This is a genomic window from Nocardia sp. CDC519 (assembly GCF_059509835.1).
Map to the genome: position 1 here is coordinate 5,711,767 of NZ_CM183377.1, position 16,663 is coordinate 5,728,429.

Annotated in this window: 17 protein-coding genes; 9 read left to right on the plus strand and 8 right to left on the minus strand. The window is 68.7% G+C overall.

Annotated features, from left to right (window positions below):
• Positions 1-15 precede the first annotated feature (15 nt).
• Positions 16-447, plus strand: a complete 432-nt coding sequence (locus AC5W7N_RS25830) for a pyridoxamine 5'-phosphate oxidase family protein (protein ID WP_194991200.1) — start codon at positions 16-18, stop codon at positions 445-447.
• Positions 448-451: 4 nt separating this feature from the next.
• Here AC5W7N_RS25830 and AC5W7N_RS25835 read toward each other — a convergent pair whose 3' ends face one another.
• From AC5W7N_RS25835 to AC5W7N_RS25845, 3 genes are all read right to left on the minus strand, one after another.
• Positions 452-886, minus strand: a complete 435-nt coding sequence (locus AC5W7N_RS25835; protein ID WP_194991199.1) for a CBS domain-containing protein — start codon at positions 884-886, stop codon at positions 452-454.
• A gap of 80 nt (positions 887-966) precedes the next feature.
• A complete protein-coding gene (locus AC5W7N_RS25840; RefSeq protein WP_194991198.1) occupies positions 967-2,220 on the minus strand; it encodes a PucR family transcriptional regulator in 1,254 nt (417 codons plus the stop codon).
• 148 nt (positions 2,221-2,368) lie between these two features.
• Positions 2,369-2,626, minus strand: a complete 258-nt coding sequence (locus AC5W7N_RS25845) for a hypothetical protein (RefSeq protein ID WP_228806636.1) — start codon at positions 2,624-2,626, stop codon at positions 2,369-2,371.
• Between the two features lie 769 nt (positions 2,627-3,395).
• On the opposite strand from AC5W7N_RS25845, the gene AC5W7N_RS25850 reads away from it, so the two are divergent.
• The gene (locus tag AC5W7N_RS25850; RefSeq protein ID WP_036536711.1) at positions 3,396-3,617 is read left to right on the plus strand and encodes a DUF397 domain-containing protein; all 222 of its coding nucleotides are present in this window, start codon (positions 3,396-3,398) and stop codon (positions 3,615-3,617) included.
• An 86-nt stretch (positions 3,618-3,703) separates the two neighbouring features.
• A complete protein-coding gene (locus tag AC5W7N_RS25855; protein WP_163814907.1) occupies positions 3,704-4,591 on the plus strand; it encodes a Sco1979 family transcriptional regulator in 888 nt (295 codons plus the stop codon).
• A gap of 129 nt (positions 4,592-4,720) precedes the next feature.
• Here the strand turns inward: AC5W7N_RS25855 and AC5W7N_RS25860 are convergent, their stop codons facing one another.
• The 3 genes from AC5W7N_RS25860 to AC5W7N_RS25870 all read right to left on the minus strand — a co-directional run bounded on the left by AC5W7N_RS25860 (position 4,721) and on the right by AC5W7N_RS25870 (position 6,419).
• Positions 4,721-4,948 carry a hypothetical protein gene (locus AC5W7N_RS25860; protein WP_163814909.1) on the minus strand — a complete coding sequence of 76 codons (228 nt, stop codon included), beginning with the start codon at positions 4,946-4,948 and terminating at the stop codon, positions 4,721-4,723.
• Between the two features lie 264 nt (positions 4,949-5,212).
• Entirely contained in the window at positions 5,213-5,872 is a 660-nt protein-coding gene (locus AC5W7N_RS25865) for an NAD(P)H-binding protein (RefSeq protein ID WP_495922366.1), read from the minus strand.
• Between the two features lie 16 nt (positions 5,873-5,888).
• Positions 5,889-6,419: a DUF2599 domain-containing protein gene (locus AC5W7N_RS25870; RefSeq protein ID WP_163814913.1), complete on the minus strand. Its 531-nt coding sequence runs from the start codon at positions 6,417-6,419 to the stop codon at positions 5,889-5,891.
• A 159-nt stretch (positions 6,420-6,578) separates the two neighbouring features.
• Between AC5W7N_RS25870 and AC5W7N_RS25875 the strand changes: the two genes are divergently transcribed.
• Positions 6,579-7,706 (plus strand): alpha/beta hydrolase, encoded by a 1,128-nt coding sequence (locus tag AC5W7N_RS25875; RefSeq protein ID WP_280211456.1) that lies wholly within the window; start codon positions 6,579-6,581, stop codon positions 7,704-7,706.
• Between the two features lie 15 nt (positions 7,707-7,721).
• Here the strand turns inward: AC5W7N_RS25875 and AC5W7N_RS25880 are convergent, their stop codons facing one another.
• Positions 7,722-7,964: a hypothetical protein gene (locus AC5W7N_RS25880; protein WP_163814915.1), complete on the minus strand. Its 243-nt coding sequence runs from the start codon at positions 7,962-7,964 to the stop codon at positions 7,722-7,724.
• Between the two features lie 279 nt (positions 7,965-8,243).
• Between AC5W7N_RS25880 and AC5W7N_RS25885 the strand changes: the two genes are divergently transcribed.
• The 4 genes from AC5W7N_RS25885 to AC5W7N_RS25900 all read left to right on the plus strand — a co-directional run bounded on the left by AC5W7N_RS25885 (position 8,244) and on the right by AC5W7N_RS25900 (position 13,377).
• The gene (locus tag AC5W7N_RS25885; protein ID WP_163814919.1) at positions 8,244-9,488 is read left to right on the plus strand and encodes a lipase family protein; all 1,245 of its coding nucleotides are present in this window, start codon (positions 8,244-8,246) and stop codon (positions 9,486-9,488) included.
• A 215-nt stretch (positions 9,489-9,703) separates the two neighbouring features.
• Positions 9,704-11,140: a lipase family protein gene (locus AC5W7N_RS25890; RefSeq protein ID WP_495922368.1), complete on the plus strand. Its 1,437-nt coding sequence runs from the start codon at positions 9,704-9,706 to the stop codon at positions 11,138-11,140.
• Between the two features lie 135 nt (positions 11,141-11,275).
• Complete coding sequence (locus tag AC5W7N_RS25895; protein ID WP_163814923.1) at positions 11,276-12,340, plus strand: fused (3R)-hydroxyacyl-ACP dehydratase subunits HadA/HadB; 1,065 nt, start codon at positions 11,276-11,278, stop codon at positions 12,338-12,340.
• A 182-nt stretch (positions 12,341-12,522) separates the two neighbouring features.
• On the plus strand, positions 12,523-13,377 hold the full coding sequence (locus AC5W7N_RS25900; protein ID WP_495924207.1) for a helix-turn-helix domain-containing protein: 855 nt from the start codon (positions 12,523-12,525) through the stop codon (positions 13,375-13,377).
• A gap of 207 nt (positions 13,378-13,584) precedes the next feature.
• On the opposite strand, the gene AC5W7N_RS25905 is transcribed toward AC5W7N_RS25900, so the two are convergent.
• Positions 13,585-15,135 (minus strand): acyl-CoA carboxylase subunit beta, encoded by a 1,551-nt coding sequence (locus AC5W7N_RS25905; RefSeq protein WP_195019288.1) that lies wholly within the window; start codon positions 15,133-15,135, stop codon positions 13,585-13,587.
• 499 nt (positions 15,136-15,634) lie between these two features.
• Between AC5W7N_RS25905 and AC5W7N_RS25910 the strand changes: the two genes are divergently transcribed.
• A complete protein-coding gene (locus tag AC5W7N_RS25910) occupies positions 15,635-16,633 on the plus strand; it encodes an RsbRD N-terminal domain-containing protein (RefSeq protein ID WP_490725154.1) in 999 nt (332 codons plus the stop codon).
• Positions 16,634-16,663: the final 30 nt, after the last annotated feature.

Sequence of the window (16,663 nt, forward strand, 5' to 3'; positions counted from 1 at the left end):
CGTAGTGTGCGGGCCATGCCGCTGACTTCCGTGGAACGCGAACAGTTTCTGGCCCAGCCGCAGCTGGCGTCGCTGGCCGTCGCAGGCCTCGACGGCCGCGGGCCGCTCACGGTGCCCATCTGGTACCAGTACAGTCCCGGTGGTGAGCTCTGGGTCATCACCGGCGCCGAGTCGCAGAAGCTGACCCATATCCGGGCCGCCGGTCGGTTCAGCCTCGTCGCGCAGCGTCTCGAACCGACGGTTCGGTACGTCAGCGTGGAGGGGCCCGTCACTCGGATCGCATCGATGACCGAGGAGCACAGCCGCGAGATGGCCACGCGGTTCCTGCCCGCCGAGAACGTGGCGGGTTATCTGCGCGTGTCGGCCCAGTTCGGGGAGCAGGTGGTGGTGTTCATGCGCCCCGAACACTGGCTGTCGGCGGATATGGGCGACACCTCGCAGCTGTGAACGCTCAGTAGGTGCCCTGCACGTAGCCGACCAGTTGTTCGCGTTCGGTGGCCAGTTCGGAGATCGCGCTCTTGACCACGTCGCCGATGCTGACGATGCCGATCAACCGGCCGTCGCGCACCACCGGAAGATGCCGGATGCGATGGTCGGTCATGGTGCGCCGCAGCCCGTCCACCAGATCGTCGGGGTCGCAGGTACGCACATCGGTGGTCATGATCTGCGAGACCGGGGCGTCGAGCAGTGCGGCGCCGTGCTGGTGCAGACTGCGCACCACATCGCGTTCGGAGACGATGCCGTTGATGCCGGCACCATCGGAGGAGACGACCACCGCGCCGATATTGTGCGCGGCGAGCGTCGCAAGCAGGGCACGAACCGTCGAGTCGGGCCGGACGGTCGCTACCTCACTGCCTTTTCTGCGCAGTATTTCCGCGATTCGCATGGTTCACCATCCAGAGGGGGACACTCCGCCTCTCAGGATCCCTCGTCGACGAGCGGGTGACCAGCACGAATCGGCATCACCTACGGGCGGCCGGCCGGACCGCGGTCCAGCTCGCGGGCCAGCAGCGCGATCGAGGCCTGGGAAATGCCCGCTGAGGTGGCCAGGTCGATCGTGGTGAGCTGGGCGATGCGACGTAGCCGGTAGTCGACGGTGTTCGGGTGCACATACAACTGCCGGGCGGTGAGCTGGCGGTTCATATCGTTGCGCAGATAGGCCCGCATGGTGGCGAACAGTTCGGGATGGTCGTCGAGCGGTGCCAGGATGGTTGCGAGCCGCCGGGTGGCGGGCCCGCCTCGGGTGAGCTGGTATTCCACCGCGAGATCGGTCATCTGGTACAGCCCGGGAGCGCGTTCGCCGGCCCGGACCAGTCCGAGCAGCTCATGTGCCTGATCGGCGGCTTCGGGCACCTCCGCGGTCGCGCTGACCACCATCGCGGCGGTGACCGGCACTTCCGCGGCGGCGGACAGCCGCACCAGTACGTCGTCGGTCAATTCGGCGTCGCCGTCGAGGGGGATGAGCAGGGTGCCGCCCTGCGGGCTGAGCAGCGCCAAGGCTTTGCCGTCGAAGACGATCGCCAGTTCGGACTGCACTCGGCGCAGCTTGCGGCGCGCCGCCACCCTGCGGTCGACCCTGGTGTCGAGCTCGTCGGGATGCGGCGGAATCGACAGCGCCGCCACCTGATAGCGCTCGGCCACCGGCATGCCGGATTGCAGCGCGAGTGCGGCGTGCGCGCGGCCGCTGAGCAGGGCGGATGCCAGCGTCTGGGTCGCGGTCTGGTGTTCGCGGGCCACCAATTGCTGTTCCTCGACATAGGCGTCCGACACCGCGGTGGTGATGGCCTCGAGCAGTTCCAGGATCAGGTCGGTCGCATCGAGCAGTTCCGGAATATCGGTGGCCACGGCGGGGGCGGTCACCAGTCCGAAGGCGAAGCGAATCCCCTCGTGATAGGCCCGCAGAATGGTGCCGAGCGGCACGCCTTCCCTGGCCCATCGCGCGGCCACCGAACGGAATTCGGCGAAGGCGGATTCGTCGGGCACCGCCCTGCGATCGAACATCTCGGCCACCAGGGCGAGGCAGTAGCGGGTGGCCTCGGTGACGTCGCCGCGCATCTGCTCGCCCGGCAGCGTGCGGCACGGTGCGACGCAGGTGGCGAAGTAGTCGACCATGCGAGAGGCGACCCGGTCGGCGTTCTGTAGGGGGACCGACGCGGGCCTGCCGCCGATCTCGACCGTGTCGTTGTCGCTGACCGACAGGTCGAGCGCGGAAAAGCTCATGTAGTTGCTCCGTTGCCACCTCGGATGCCGACCAGCAGCATCCGGTTCGTTCGCCTCACTATACGAGCGGGCGGGCAACGTGAAAGGGGTTCGTCTCAGATCGGCCGAACCGGTGGCGCGGCGGTAGATTTCGCCGGCGAGTAGCCGATCACTCGTCGTCGAGGCCTGCCGACAGGTATGCGGCGGCGGCGAGCCACTGCCTGCATCGCGGCCCGTGTACCTCATGGACCCGCAGGATTTCGCGGGCCTGCCGGTAGGTGAGACCCGGTGGTTCGAAATTGCAGTCGGCCGTGGCGGTTTCCGGTGCCGGGTAGTGGCGCAGGGCATCGGGAAGGTGCCGCAGGGTCTCGACGCCGGAGGATCCGGAGATCGCGACTCGGCGGGGAGTTCGGAATGGCTGGCTCATTTCGACCGCCCCTCGCATCAGAACGTGGGGGGAGGTGTGAATGGCGACGTCGGCGTGAACTCCGGCGTACCTCCCCGACTCTCATGATCGAGTTTAAGTGTCTGTCGCTTGCAAATGCAAGTACATTTGTAGCTTACATTGAAGAGAACACTTCGCCGCCGACGCGGTGGGCGGCCGATGATCGATGCTGTGTCGCAGGCGGATTCCCGATCGCCGGACACGCGCGAGTCCTAGTCATACACGGGGAATAGCCCACCGTCGCCGATCTGTGCGGCCGTCGTCGTTTCGTGACCCAGATGAGGCCGTGCGGCGACCGGTAGCGCGCATTCGTGCTGGTGGGGGCGCTGGTGGTGGTCCGGTGGCAGCGGGTCTGGCCTCGGCGGCCGCCCTCGGTGCGCGAACCGGACGGGTGATCATGCCGGCCGCCGCCACCGGTGATCGTGCACCTGTCAGGTTGCCGCGGTCGGGCAGCCGAACCTCTGTTGGCCTCCTTCGCCGAATCGCTGCCGTGTCGCTATTTCATTGCGGCAGCATGCAATTCGGTCCGGTCGGCGGCTCTGCGCGCGAGACTTACCGGATGCGGCTTCGCCGGCGCCGCAACCGGTGGTCCGGCCGGTTGCGCCGAGGTCGCGGAAGGGGTGTGAATCTGCGGGCGCGCGCGGGCGCGCGCCGTGCTATCGTCCAGATGGGTGTGCAAATGCAAGAACATTTGCGTGTGCATCTGCAAACACTGCGTCTAGGTAAACGTCGTAACCGAGGAGTGGGTCCAATGGCGGAGTCAGTCACCAATCGCGTCGCCGGAGCATGGCGCAAGAGCACTTTCAGCAATCCGAGCGGTAACTGCGTGGAAATGGCGGAGGCGACCAACAACCTGGTGGCCGTGCGCAATTCGCGCGAGCCCGACAGCGGCATCCTGTTCTACACCCGGCCCGAGATCGATGCCTTCATCCGCGGCGCGAAGGCCGGAGAGTTCGACGATCTGGCTAGCTGAGAGGTAGCATGGGCCGTCGGTGCGGTGTGTTCACGGTCTCAGTTGTGACACACTGTGGGTAAATCCCGAGTATCGGAGACGACTCCATGATCGCAGAGCCCGATGACGATGGTCGTGTGCAATCCGTTGTCGCGGAACGTGGTCCGACAGTGCTACGGATCGCCCTCGGTGGCCAGCTACGCAAGCTCCGGGAGGGCAAGGGCATCACTCGCGAAGCCGCGGGCGACGCCATCCGCGGCTCACACGCCAAGATCAGCCGGCTCGAACTCGGCCGCACCGGATTCAAGGAACGGGATATCCGGGATCTGCTGACCCTCTACGGCGTCCATGATCCCGAGGAGCGCGAGTCCTTCCTTGAACTCGCGCGCAAAGCGAACGAACCAGGATGGTGGCATCGCTACAGCGATCTGCTGCCGTCCTGGTTCGGCACCTATCTGGGGCTCGAACAGGCCGCCACCAAGATCCGCACCTACGAGGCGCACCTGGTGCCCGGCCTGCTGCAGACCCCGGAATACACGCGCGCCGTGGTCACCCTCGGCTACGAGGACGCCGACACCGATCGCCGCGTCGCGGTGCGCCAGCGCAGGCAGGAAATCCTGCACCGCTCCGATCCGCCCTTCGTCTGGGCGGTGATCGACGAGGCCGCGCTGCACCGCCCGGTCGGCGGCGCCGACGTGCACCGGGCCCAGATGCACCATCTCATCGAATTGGCCCAGCTGCCCAACGTCACCATTCAGGTGGTGCCGTACTCGGCGGGTGAACACGCCGCGGCGGGCAGCTCGTTCAGCATCCTGCGCTTCGCCGAGCCGGAGCTGCCCGACATCGTCTATCTCGAGCACCTGACCAGCGCCCTGTACCTGGACCGGCGCGAGGATCTGGCGCTGTACCTGTCGGTGATGGACCGGCTCAGCGTGCAGGCCGCTCGTCCGGAACGCTCGATCGAGATCATCAGCGACTACGCGAAGGGCCTGTGAGCGCAGCCCCGCGAACACCTCGGCCGTGACCGCCTGCCGGGCAGGCGGTCACGGCCGTCACGGTCATCCGACAACGATGACGCCGGCCGGGAGCGGGCAGGTGTCATCGCGAGACGAGCCGGGCTAGGGCTACTCCTTGATGAAGCTGGAGGCGACGCGCCAGAACGTCGCGCTCTGCAACGAGGTGAAATCCCAGTCGTCGGCCAAGGCGTGCACCGTGGTGACGATCTGGTCGATATCGAAATCGTAACGAGTTGCCGCACCGGTGGATTCGATCGCGTCGATGACGAATTCGACGGCGCTTTCCCTGGTGGGGGGCTGGATTCGCTGGCCACCACGGGCCGAGATCGTACTCATATCAATACCGTTCGCCGACCGGGCAGCCGGTGCGGGATCGGCAATCGCGAACCGGCCGCTGGGTAATGGTTGTTGCATGAACGCCCCTCACGTCAGGCGGCAGCGAACCGATGGTGATCTCAACCGCCGGCGCGCTCACGCGGCCTTCTTGGTTGTCCCCTGTAAAGCGTTGTACGGCTGAGTCTAAGTTCATGTGCCTTTCAGATGCAAGCACATCTGCACGATCTAATGTGCGCGCGCTCTTGGGTTTTGGCGGGCAAATCCTCAGCGTCGCAAGGCCGCGACCGCGTCCGCGACCGGCGTCGGGCCGCCGACCAGCTCCAGGGTCATACCCGCGGTGTGACCGGCGGGCAGCAGTGCTGCGAGCACCGCGGCGACGTCGGCCCTGGCAATATCGCCGCGCTCGATCCGCGGTGCGGCGAGGGTGACGCGGCCGGTGGCGGCACTGTCGGTCAACACGCCCGGCCGCAGGATCGTCCAGTCGAGATCGCGGGCACGCAGGTCGTCTTCGGCCTGGGTCTTGGCCTCGATGTAGGCGGCCCAGACGTCGTCCCGGCCGGGTGCGGGCGGCAATCCGGCGCCCATGGTGGAGATCTGCAGGAATCGGCGCACGCCCGCCGCCTCGGCGGCATCGGCCAGCAGTACCGAACCGTCGCGGTCCACGCTGTACTTGCGTGCGGCGCTGCTGCCCGGCCCGGCGCCGGCGGCGAAAACCACGGCGTCGGAGCCCTGGACGGTCGCGGTGAGGTCGGCGACGGCGGCGCGCTCGAGATCGATGACGACCGGCTCGGCGCCGACGGCATAGACCTCGGGGGCGTGTCCGGGATTGCGGATCAGCGCCGCGACGCTGTGGCCGCGGCCGGTGAGCAATTCGGCCAGCAGGAGTGCGATCTTGCCGTGTCCGCCTGCCATGACGATGCGCATGGTCGTGTCCTTTCGCTCACCGTTCCGGTCCACCGGGGTTGCAGCGCGCCTCGACGGTGGCCATATAGCCGACGTCGGGCCGCCAGGGTTCCAGATTCCAGCTGGGCTTGTCGGGTGCGACGATGCGGGCCCAGTCCCAGTGGCAGATGAACTGATCGCGCATGCCTGGGCTGCCCGCCTGCGGCGACTGGGCGAGTACCTCCTGCCAGGCGCGTTCCTCGGATCCGGGGAAGGTGGTCTTGCGACCGGCCGGCGTGGGATGGACGAGTAGGCGGGGACCGTCGATGTTCTCGGTCCAGACGACGTTATCGATCAGCGGCTGACCAGCGTAGGGGTCGACGGTGGGCGCGGAGGCCAGCGGGGTTTCGGCGGGCGCACCGAGCGGCGCAGGAGCTGCCGGAGTGGTCGTGGTGGCGGGGGCGGCCGTCGTGGTGGACGCAACGGTCGTGGGCCGGGCGGCGGGGGAGTCGTCGGATCCGCATCCGGTGAGCGCGAGCGCGGCCGGGATGAGCAGAGCGCAGACCGCCCCTGCGCTTGGTCGCCCCATCTGCCGATCCTCCCGATCTCGTCACCGGCGCTCGTCTGCCCGGTCCGACCGAGCTTAGTGGTTGCGGTGGGCGAGGGCCCGATCGCGCCGCCACCCGCCGCGCGCCCCACCGATTGTGGTGTCTTGCCCGGCGTTGCCGGGTGCGGCGATAGTCGGTCGGTGAAACGGACTCGGATCTCGACGGTGACCGCGGGCGCCGTGCTGGCGGTGGCAGTTGTGCTGGCGAATCCGGTGGCCGCCTCGGCGGTGCAGGCGCCGGGCGCGGTCACCGACGCGGTGGTGTTGTCGGGACGCTTGTCGGTGCCCGCGGCGGCGTCGGCGCAACGATTGACCTACTGGTCGCGCGGCCCGCACGCGCCGATGCAGAGCACGGCGGCGGTGTACGTGCCGCCGGGACCGGCACCGGCGGGTGGCTGGCCGATCGTGGCCTATGCGCATGGCTCGGTCGGGATCGCCGATCATTGCGCGTTCACCGAGAATCCCCGCGACTACTACCTCGACACCCTGTATCCCCGGCTGCTGGAGGCCGGGTACGCGGTGGTGATCTCCGATTATGTCGGGCTGGGAACACCGGGAATCCATCCGTATCTGGACGGTCCGTCCCAGGCGCGCAGTGTGATCGACGGGGTGCGGGCCGCGCGGTCGGCGGTCCCCGAACTCAGCGCGCGGTGGGCGGTACTCGGCCAGTCCCAGGGCGGGCAAACCGCACTGTTCACCGCGCATATCGCTGCCGCCGACGCCCCCGAACTCGATTTCCGTGGTGCCGCGGCGACCGGGGCGCCGTCGAATCTGGAGTTGGCGGTGCCGCTGGCCGGGCCGTGGATTCCACGATTGCCGTTGCGCCGCACCACCACATATTTCGGTCTGCTGCTCGCCGGCCTGCGGGTCACCACACCCGAACTCGATATCGACAGCTACCTGACCCCGATCGGACACGATGTGCTGCGAATCGTGGAGTCCGAATGTGTGCCAGAAGCCGCCGCGCGAGTCGACGAGATCGCCATCGGTGCGATGCTGAACCGTCCGCTCGACGATCCGGCGCTGTGGGCGGCCGCCGAGGCGATGATGCGGATCCCGACTTCCGGCTATACGGCGCCGTTGTTCGTGGCCCAGGGACTCGGCGATCGGGAGGTGCCTGCGCCGTTGAGTGCCAAACTCATCGCCGAACTTCGGGCCTCGGGAACCGATATGCGGGTCGGGGTGTATCCGGGCGATCACCTCGAGGCCGCCGACCAAGCGTTACCGGACGTGCTGGTATTCCTGCATCGCCTCTTCGGACGTGGATGAATCGGCCGGCCGCTGTCAATGCCAGAGCGAATGGCACGGCAGGCGGCGCAGGTCGGGCCGGATCATGCCGTCGACGGTGACGGTGAGCCCGGCATGGACCGCGGCGGAGGTGAACTCCCATGCCTCGGTGGTGGTGGCCGCGTATTCGAGGATCAACGCGTCCTCGGGCGTCGGGCCGTCGAAGTAGACGGTGACGCGCCGGGTCGGCATCTCCGTGGGGTGGGTGCGGTAGGCGAATGCGTGTGCTGTGCCGTCCATGTCACCGTCTCCTTCCGCGGCGCCGGATCAGCGCCGCTAGGTGTGACGGTAAGTCCTCACCATTACCGAGAACATGTTCCAGCAGGCGTGCTGGACAATTCACAGCGGCACCCGTGGCAGTGTCGGAGATTCTCACCAGTGCGCGCCCCACCCGCTCACAGGGCGGTCGGTTCACACTTGTGAATTGTCAAAAAGTCTTACCGGACATGGGCCGGACGGCGCCGCCACGACAGAGCATGTTCACAAAACAGATCGCGAATATCGGGAGGCTCGACGTCGATGTGGCAGGCCAAACCTTCGACCGGAAAGGGACGGCCGCGTCGTCGGCTGCTGCGTGCGGCGGGCGCACTGGCCGCCGGGGTGATGCTGATCCTCGGCACGGCCGCACAGGGAAGCGCGGCGCCGCTGTATCCGGCTCCCGATCCCGACCCGTTCTACGCCGAACCGCCGGGACTGGCCGGCAAACAGCCCGGTGAGGTGCTCGCGGTCCGGCAGATGCCGCCGTTGCCGATGTTCCCGGACACCACGGTGACGGTGGTGCGTTTCCGATCGACCAACTCCACCGGCAAGCCGATCGCGGCGACCACCACGGTGCTGACCCCGCGCTCGCACCAGAAGAACGGCCCGCTGCTGTCGTTGCAGCACATCATCAACGCGCTCGGGGCGAAATGCTCGGTCTCGCGGGTGCTCTACACCGACGACCCCGATCTCATGGTGCGCGAGGCGCCGGCGTGGAACGTGCTGTTGCAGCGTGGCTGGAGCATCGCGCTGCCCGACCACCTCGGGCCGCAATTCGCCTACGGCGCAGCCAAACTGGGTGGCCAGGTGACCTTGGACGGCATTCGCGCGGTCAAACGGGTGGGTGAGCTCGGGGTCGAGCACAGCCCGGTGTCGATGGTCGGCTATTCCGGCGGCGGTATGGCCACCGCCTGGGCCGCGGCCTTGCAGCCGACCTACGCGCCGGAACTGACGATCGCCGGCGCCGCGATGGGCGGGGTGCCGATGAATCTGGTGAAGATGCTCGAGGGGCTCGGCTTCGGCTCACATCCGGTGTTCGGGCTGGCGTTGGCCGCAGGCATCGGCCTGGAGCGGGAGTACCCGGAGCGTTTCCCGATCAGCGATCAGCTCAATGCGAAGGGCCTGGCCGCGCGGGCCGCGATGGCCAACAGCTGCACCAACGGGCTGCTGGCAACCGGTGCCGGGCACGGAGTGCTGGACTTCGCCGCGACGACCTCGATGGTCGACGACCCGCGAGCGCGGGCGGTCGTCGAGGAAAACAGCCTCGAGCTCTACGACGGTGCGCCGACGATGCCGGTGTTCGAATGGCATTCCCCGATCGACGGACTGGTCCCGGTCGACGCCATCGTCAACACCAACCGCCGCTGGTGCGCGGCGGGCACCAAGGTGCAGGCCGAGACCGTGGCTGTGCCGGACCATCTGACGGCGGCCGTGCTCGGTCTTCCCGCGGCGCTCACCTGGATCGATGCCAGATTCCGCGGGGAGCCCGCGCCGAGCAACTGCTGAGCCCACGGTAGGCGAATTCCGCTGGGCGAGGCGGTATCCGCACCGATCGTCACGATCCGGCCTCGCCACGCGCACAACTCGGGAACGGTGCGGTATCCCGGTGCGCGCAGCCGCGTAATCTGATCTTCCGGCCCCGGCGCACAAGGGGGTTTTCGGGGGTCGACTACCGCATCACCCGGGTGCCGGCATTCGAGGTCGCTGCAGAGGCGGGTGCCATGAAATCCTTCCGAGCCGTCGTCGTCGCGACCCTGGTCGCGGGGGTGGTGTCGACCGGTCCCGCCGCCGCGCAACCGACGTTTCCCGCCCCGCCACCGCCGGCGCCCGCCCTGGGTATCCCGTTGCCGCCGCCACCGATACTGCCCGATCCGGCGACCGTGCTGCCCGGAATCCAGCAGTGGATCGACCAGGTGGTGCCAGCGCCGCCGATTCCGGCGCTGCCCGCGGGCCCGGCGCAAGTGCCCACACCCACGATCACCTCACCTGCCGTGGCGGCCCTGCATCAGGCGGTGCTGCCGTCGCCGGTGGGCGACCCGATGTTCGACCTGTGGCCCGCCGACCTGGCCGATCAACGCAATGGGCAGGTGCTCGCGGTCCGCGATGTCACCGCCACCGCCGCACCACTGCTGACCGTGCCGATCGCCAGGGCACAGCTGGTGAAGTACCGCACCGAGGACGCGCACGGCAGGCCGTCGTTCGCGACCGCGACGCTGGCGGTCCCGGCCGCGGCGTGGACCGGACCGGGTGCGCGGCCGGTGGTCGTGAACAATCTGCCCATCGACGCTCTCGGGCGCGATTGCACACCGGGATACACCCTCGCGCATGGATTCTCGCCCCACACCGCGCTGACCGACTTCATCCCGCCGACCTCGCAACTGGCATTGCTGCGCGGCTACGCGCTGCTCATTCCGGATCACGAGGGTCCGCGCATGGCCTACGCCGAACCGTACGTCGCGGGCCATGCGGTGCTCGACGCTATCCGTGCGGTGCGCGCGCTCGCCCCGCACGAGCTCGGCACCAGCCGGTTCGCCCTCACCGGCTATTCCGGCGGCGCCATCGCCACCCACGGTGCGGTCAAACTCATCGACGGTTATGCCCCGGAGCTGGCGCCGGTGATCGTCGGTGCCGCGCTGGGCGGTGTGCCCGCCGACTACGAGATCCTGGCCCGCAGCATGAACGCCAATCTGGCGTCGGGGGTGTTCATGGCCGCCGTGCTCGCCATCGGCCGCGAGCGACCGGAGATCCTGGAACGGATGAATCATCTGGCGCAGTGGGTGGCGATCTCGCCGATGAAAGACCAGTGCGTGTCGATCTTCGCGCTGCCGGGCATCCTGCATCTGCCGATCGACATCGCCGCCGATATGGCCGACCCGCTGCGCTCACCGCTGGCCGCCGACATCTACCGGGTCACCCGGATGTCGGGTCTGCGCTCGGCCACCCCGCTCTACATCTACCACGGTGAACAGGAGTTCTGGCTGCCCGCCGAGGGGGCGAGGGCACTGTTCGACGAGCAATGCGCGCTCGGCGCGAACGCGGCCTACCGCAGCGTCTTCGGCGAACACATCATCGCCGCCGCCCTCGGCTATCCGGAGGCCATGCTCTGGCTCGACGAGCGACTGCGCGGGGCGCCCGCGGTCAGCGAATGCCCGCCGTGATTGTGACCGCCGACGACGCAGGCGCACGCGCGTTGTCGCCCGCCCCAGACTCGCCGCGCGGACCGGCGCAGTGCGCGAAGCGCCGATACCGTTACCCGGTCCCGGCGGCGTGTGGCCGGGTCGGAAGGCAGGCAGATGAACCCCACCTCGACCACGGCATCGGCACAGGCCGCCGCCCTCGTCGGACGGCACTACCGGATGGTCGACCACTATGAGGTCGGCCGGGAGAAGATCCGCGAATTCGCCCGAGCGGTGCAGGACCCGCACCCCGCGCATCGGCGCGAAGACGCCGCCGCCGCGCTCGGCTACGACGGTCTGATCGCCCCGCTGACCTTCCCGTCGGTGGTCTGGATGCAGATGCAGCGCGCGATGTTCGAGGCCGTGCTCACCGGCTACGACATCAGCCAGGTCCTGCAGACCGAGCAGACGATCCGGATGTACCGGCCGCTGGTGGCAGGTGACCGGTTGCGCTGCGACGCCTATGTCGAATCGTTTCGCCAGTTCGGTGACAAGGATTTCATGGTCACCCGCAACGTGCTCTCCGATGAGCACAAGGAGATCGTCCAGGTCGCCCACACCACGGTCGTCGCGGTCACCGGCGCGGTCGTCACCGATGAGCTGGCCGCCGCGGTGGACGGGGTGATCATGTCCGGGCATTCGAAGGCCGACCGGCTCGCCCTGGCGGCGCGCCGGGCCGAGGACGCCGACGAACCCGCGGTGCTGGAGTGTTTCGACGAGCTGACCCCGGTCGAGCTGGACCCGGCCCGACCCTCGCGGGCCCGGATCCGCTTCGACGACGTCGCGGTCGGCGACAGCCTGCCCGTGCGCACGGTGGCGCTCTCGCGCGGCGATCTGGTCAACTACGCGGGGGTGTCGGGCGATTCCAATCCGATCCACTACAGCGACCGGGTCGCCCGCGCGGCCGGTCTGCCCGACGTGGTGTCCCACGGTCTGCTCACCATGGGTCTCGGCGCCGGATACGTCACCGAGTGGCTCGACGATCCGGCCGCGGTCACCTACTACGGGGTGCGGTTCGCCGGGTTCGCGCCGATCGACGCCACCCGCGCGGGCGCGGTCGAATTCCGGGGCCGGATCAAGGCGCTGGACCCGGTCCGCCGCTGCGCGACGGTGGCGATCACCGCGACCTGCGGCGGCCGCAAACTGTTCGGCCGGGCCACCGCGGAGGTGCTGCTGCGCTGATCACGGCCGGTCGTGGCGTGAATGACGGTCGGGCCGAGCGGGTTTCGCGGACGCTGGGGCGCGCCGTTTCATGGGAGACTCGAAGGATGGGTGCCTCGGAGCTACGTTCTGTCCCTACCGACATCCCGCATTCGGCGGGGGAGCGGACCCCGGCGATCGACGGCGGACCGACCGTCTTACGGATGGTGCTCGGCGGCCGGTTACGGCGGCTGCGGGAAGCGGGCAATATCACCAGGGAAGCGGCCGGTGAGCATATCCGCGGCTCGCATTCCAAGATCAGCCGCATCGAACTGGGCCGCACCCCGATCCGCGAACGCGATCTGCTGGACCTGCTCGCCCTCTACGGGGTGACCGACGAGGACGAGATCGACGAATTCCGCAGGCTCGCAGAGCAAGCGGGCAGCTCGGGCTGGTGGCACCGGGACAGCGACTGGCTGCCGAAATGGTTCGACATGTATCTGGGCCTCGAACAGGCCGCGTCGATGATTCGCGGCTACGAGCCACGTGCGGTACCCGAACTGTTGCAGACCGCCGACTACGCCCGTGCCCTGATCCGGCTCGCCCATCCCACCGAATCCGAGGACGGCATCGAGCGCCGGGTCGCGCTGCGGATGCGTCGCCAGGCGATCCTCACCCGGCCCGACCCGCCCCGGCTGTGGCTGATGGTGGAGGAGGCGGCATTGCGTCGCCGCATCGGCGGCACCGCGGTGTGGAGTGAACAGCTCGACCGGTTGGTGGCGGTGGTGGAGCAGCCGAATGTGACGGTGCAGCTGCTCGCCGATCACGTCGGCGGCCCGGCCCTGACCGAGGGCGCGTTCACCATGCTGCGCTTCGCCGAGCCCGATCTGCCCGACATCGTCTATATCCAGCAGCTCACCGGCGCACTGTATCTGGACAAACGGGCCGATCTGGATGCCTACCGGGCGGTGGCCAACCAGCTGTCGGTGCACGCCACCCCGCCCGAACACACCCCGGGCCTGCTGCGCGCGTTGCGGCATCGGCAGCCGCCGATCCTGCGGCATCCCACCGGCGATTAGGTGCGCCCGCGACAGTGGCCTGCCCGGCGCGCAAGGGTAGGGAACGAGCGCGCCGGGCAGGCCGTGCACCCGGTCGACGCGGCGAACGAGAACCGGGCACGGCACCGACGTTAGGGCACATCGGCGGGCACGGCACGGTGCGCGGCCCGATCTCGGGAATTCTCCGGATCGGCGTGGAAACCGTTGTGAGCGAACACAACCGCCCGGCTACACCGGGAACAGGCTGTGCCGGCGCGGGTCGTGGTCGGCGACCGCGCCCTTCTCGCGCAGCAACCGCAACGCGCGCCGGATCTCGAGGCGGGTGTCGGCCGGTTCGATGACGGCGTCGATGTAGCCGCGTTCGGCCGCGATCCACGGCGTCGCGGTGGTGGCGTTGTACTGGTCGATCATGAACTCGCGCACGGCAGCGCGCTGGTCGGCGGGCACCATCGACAGCTGTTTGCGTCCGACGATGCTCACCGCGCTCTGCGCGCCCATGACCGCGATCCGGGCGGTCGGCCAGGCCAGGCTGATATCGGCGCCCAGCTGCTTACAGCCCATCACCGCGTAACCGCCGCCGTAGGCCTTGCGCACGACCACCGTCACGATCGGCACCGTCGCCTCCAGCACCGCGCGGAAGAACCGCCCACCGCGTTTGATCACGCCGCTGCGTTCCTCCTCCACCCCCGGCAGCACGCCGGGGGTGTCGACGATGAAGATCAGCGGCAGCCCGAAGGCATTGCAGAGCCGGATGAAATGGGTGGCCTTGTCCGAGCATTGCGCGTCGATGGCGCCGCCGAGGGCCATCGGCTGATTGGCGACCACGCCGACGCTGCGGCCGTCGACCCGGGTGAAGCCGGTGATCAGATTCGGCGCGGTGGCGGCGCTGATCTCGTGGAAATCGCCGTCGTCGAACAGGCGCACCAGGATGTCGTGCATGTCGTAGCCGTGGCTGTCGGCATCCGGGATGATCGCGTTCAGTTCGAGGTCGGATGCGGTGCGCTCGGGTTCCAGACCCGGGTTGACCACCGGCGGTTGTTCCAGGCAGCTCGACGGCAGGTAACTCAGGTAGCTGCGGGCCCACGCGAACGCGTCGTGTTCGGTGGCCGCGACGTGGTGCACGGTGCCGTTGGCGGCCTGCACCTGCGCGCCGCCGAGCTCCTCCATGCTGACCTCTTCGCCGGTCACCTCCTTGATGACCTCCGGCCCGGTGACGAACATGTAGGACTTCTCGGTGGCGATCAGTACATCGGTGTTGACCGGCGCATACACCGATCCGGCCGCGCATTTGCCCAGCATGATCGAGACCTGCGGGACGAACCCGGACAGTTTGCCCTGCCTGCGGCTCATCAGCGCGTACCAGGCGAGGGAGGTGACCGCGTCCTGGATGCGGGCGCCGCCGGAATCGTTGATCGCCACCACCGGGCAGGCGTTGTCGAGCGCGAAGTCCAGCGCTGCGGCGACCTTGCGGCCGAACATCTCGCCCACCGACCCGCCGAAAACGGTCTGGTCATGGGCGATGACCACCACCGGCCTGCCGTCGATCCGTCCGCGCCCGGTCACCACGCCGTCGCCGTACATGGCGTCGCCGGAGCCGGGTTGCCGCACCAGGGCGCCGATCTCGACGAAGCTGCCCGGGTCCACCAGGGCGCGTACCCGTGCCCGGGCGCTGGGAATGCCCTTCTGTTTGCGTTTGGTGATGCCGGCTTCGCCCGCGGGTTCTTCGGCGAGCTCCAGGATGGCCTGCAGCTGTTCCAGCTTTTCTCGGGTACCGCTCATCAGTTGTGGATCCAGCCCTTCACTCGCCGGCGCCGAAAATGACCGCGAGGCGGAGCCGTGCGGAGGCGCAGCGCTCGATGCTAATGGTGCGACGGGGCCGAGCACAGCGATGGAGCAGATCTGATGGGAGACCTCACAGCCGCGCACGCCCGGCTCTCAGCTGACCTCGGCGTGCGGTGGCGCGGCACCGACGGTTTTTGTGGGTATTCCCTGACAGAAAAGATCGGGCTGGTGATCGGTCCTCGAGGCGAACCCGGGCGCTGTGAACCGTTCTCGGGCGGCCGTACAGTGACCGCGACGCGGCGCCGGGAAATGCGCGGCCGGCGCCGCGTCGCACACATTTTCGTGACCATGACGACCGCTCGTGCGGATCATCGTACTCGTGGCCCGTTATCTGATTGTGATTCCGCCCAACCGGCCAGGATCGCGCTCATGACTTCTCCGATTCCCCGACGCTGTGGGCAATTTCGGCGCCGATCACCGATAACGTCCGGTAGTCATGATGGGCACACAGGCCGGCGCGGATATCTCGAGCCTGGAAGCGGAACTCGTGCGATTCCTGAGGCGCCGCAGAAACGGCACGTCCGGTGGCGACCTCGCGGCCACGGTGCGGCAGTGCCTGGCCGAAGCGGTGCAGCAGATGCATCCGCGCACCGCACGCCCTGGTGCGGGCGCCGCATCGATCGCGGGGTCCGCGGCACGCTGGGCACGGGAGGGGATCGCCCTCGAAACGGTGCTCGGCGCTTATCACGAGGGGATTCGGCAGGGGCTGGAATTCCTGGCCGATCACACCACCGCCGACGACGCGCCCGACGATTCGGCGCAGCGACTGCTGGCAGGCACCCAGCTGATGGTGCGGGTGCTGGAACTGGCCACGGTCACCGCCTCGGCGGCCTACCTCGACGAGCACCGCCTCGTCGCTCGCGAACATCAGACCGCCGCCCAGACCCTGGTCTCGGCGCTGCTGAGCGGTCACGGGGCCAGCGCGCTGGCCAGGCGCACGGGCATCGCGGTGGCCCCGGCCTACCAGGTGGTGGCCCTGGCGATCCCGCCGCATCCGGACGAACTCGATCCCGGGATCGGGGCGGTATCGGCGGGCAGGCGCAAATTGCGCCGCGTACAGGCCGCTCTGGCGGCACCGCTGGGGTCGCGATCGCTGTCGTTGCTGTCGGCCGACGGCGGCACCGTGCTGATCCCGCAGGATCCCGCCAGCGCCTTCGCGCCGTCGCCCGCGATGACCGGCGAGGTGCTCGAAGTGGTCGGCGAAGCCGCCGAAGTGGCGCTCACCGCGGTGGTGATCAGCGGCGCCACCGAGCGCATCCCCGAACTGGCCGGCCGTGCCCACGACGTGCTCGAACACGTGCGCGGCGCGGGGCATCCGGCAGGGCTCTACCGGATCACCGAAGGCAACGACGCGGACAGCGGCGAGGCGGGCCAATGGCGGTATCTGCCGGTCGGCGGCGCGGCGGCCGCCGCACGCATCGGCCGCTCCGCTTGAGCGGCGTCCGACGCCGAATCCGCCCCGGGA

Excerpts from the sequence above, each read along its gene's own strand:
- AC5W7N_RS25865 (WP_495922366.1), bottom strand. The coding sequence starts at position 5,872 with ATGCGCATCGTCATGGCAGGCGGACACGGCAAGATCGCACTCCTGCTG.
- AC5W7N_RS25895 (WP_163814923.1), top strand. The coding sequence starts at position 11,276 with ATGAACCCCACCTCGACCACGGCATCGGCACAGGCCGCCGCCCTCGTC.
- AC5W7N_RS25890 (WP_495922368.1), top strand. The coding sequence starts at position 9,704 with ATGAAATCCTTCCGAGCCGTCGTCGTCGCGACCCTGGTCGCGGGGGTG.
- AC5W7N_RS25835 (WP_194991199.1), bottom strand. The coding sequence starts at position 886 with ATGCGAATCGCGGAAATACTGCGCAGAAAAGGCAGTGAGGTAGCGACC.
- AC5W7N_RS25900 (WP_495924207.1), top strand. The coding sequence starts at position 12,523 with ATGGTGCTCGGCGGCCGGTTACGGCGGCTGCGGGAAGCGGGCAATATC.
- AC5W7N_RS25840 (WP_194991198.1), bottom strand. The coding sequence starts at position 2,220 with ATGAGCTTTTCCGCGCTCGACCTGTCGGTCAGCGACAACGACACGGTC.
- AC5W7N_RS25870 (WP_163814913.1), bottom strand. The coding sequence starts at position 6,419 with ATGGGGCGACCAAGCGCAGGGGCGGTCTGCGCTCTGCTCATCCCGGCC.
- AC5W7N_RS25905 (WP_195019288.1), bottom strand. The coding sequence starts at position 15,135 with ATGAGCGGTACCCGAGAAAAGCTGGAACAGCTGCAGGCCATCCTGGAG.
- AC5W7N_RS25910 (WP_490725154.1), top strand. The coding sequence starts at position 15,635 with ATGATGGGCACACAGGCCGGCGCGGATATCTCGAGCCTGGAAGCGGAA.
- AC5W7N_RS25855 (WP_163814907.1), top strand. The coding sequence starts at position 3,704 with ATGATCGCAGAGCCCGATGACGATGGTCGTGTGCAATCCGTTGTCGCG.
- AC5W7N_RS25880 (WP_163814915.1), bottom strand. The coding sequence starts at position 7,964 with ATGGACGGCACAGCACACGCATTCGCCTACCGCACCCACCCCACGGAG.
- AC5W7N_RS25885 (WP_163814919.1), top strand. The coding sequence starts at position 8,244 with ATGTGGCAGGCCAAACCTTCGACCGGAAAGGGACGGCCGCGTCGTCGG.
- AC5W7N_RS25860 (WP_163814909.1), bottom strand. The coding sequence starts at position 4,948 with ATGAGTACGATCTCGGCCCGTGGTGGCCAGCGAATCCAGCCCCCCACC.
- AC5W7N_RS25850 (WP_036536711.1), top strand. The coding sequence starts at position 3,396 with ATGGCGGAGTCAGTCACCAATCGCGTCGCCGGAGCATGGCGCAAGAGC.
- AC5W7N_RS25830 (WP_194991200.1), top strand. The coding sequence starts at position 16 with ATGCCGCTGACTTCCGTGGAACGCGAACAGTTTCTGGCCCAGCCGCAG.
- AC5W7N_RS25845 (WP_228806636.1), bottom strand. The coding sequence starts at position 2,626 with ATGAGCCAGCCATTCCGAACTCCCCGCCGAGTCGCGATCTCCGGATCC.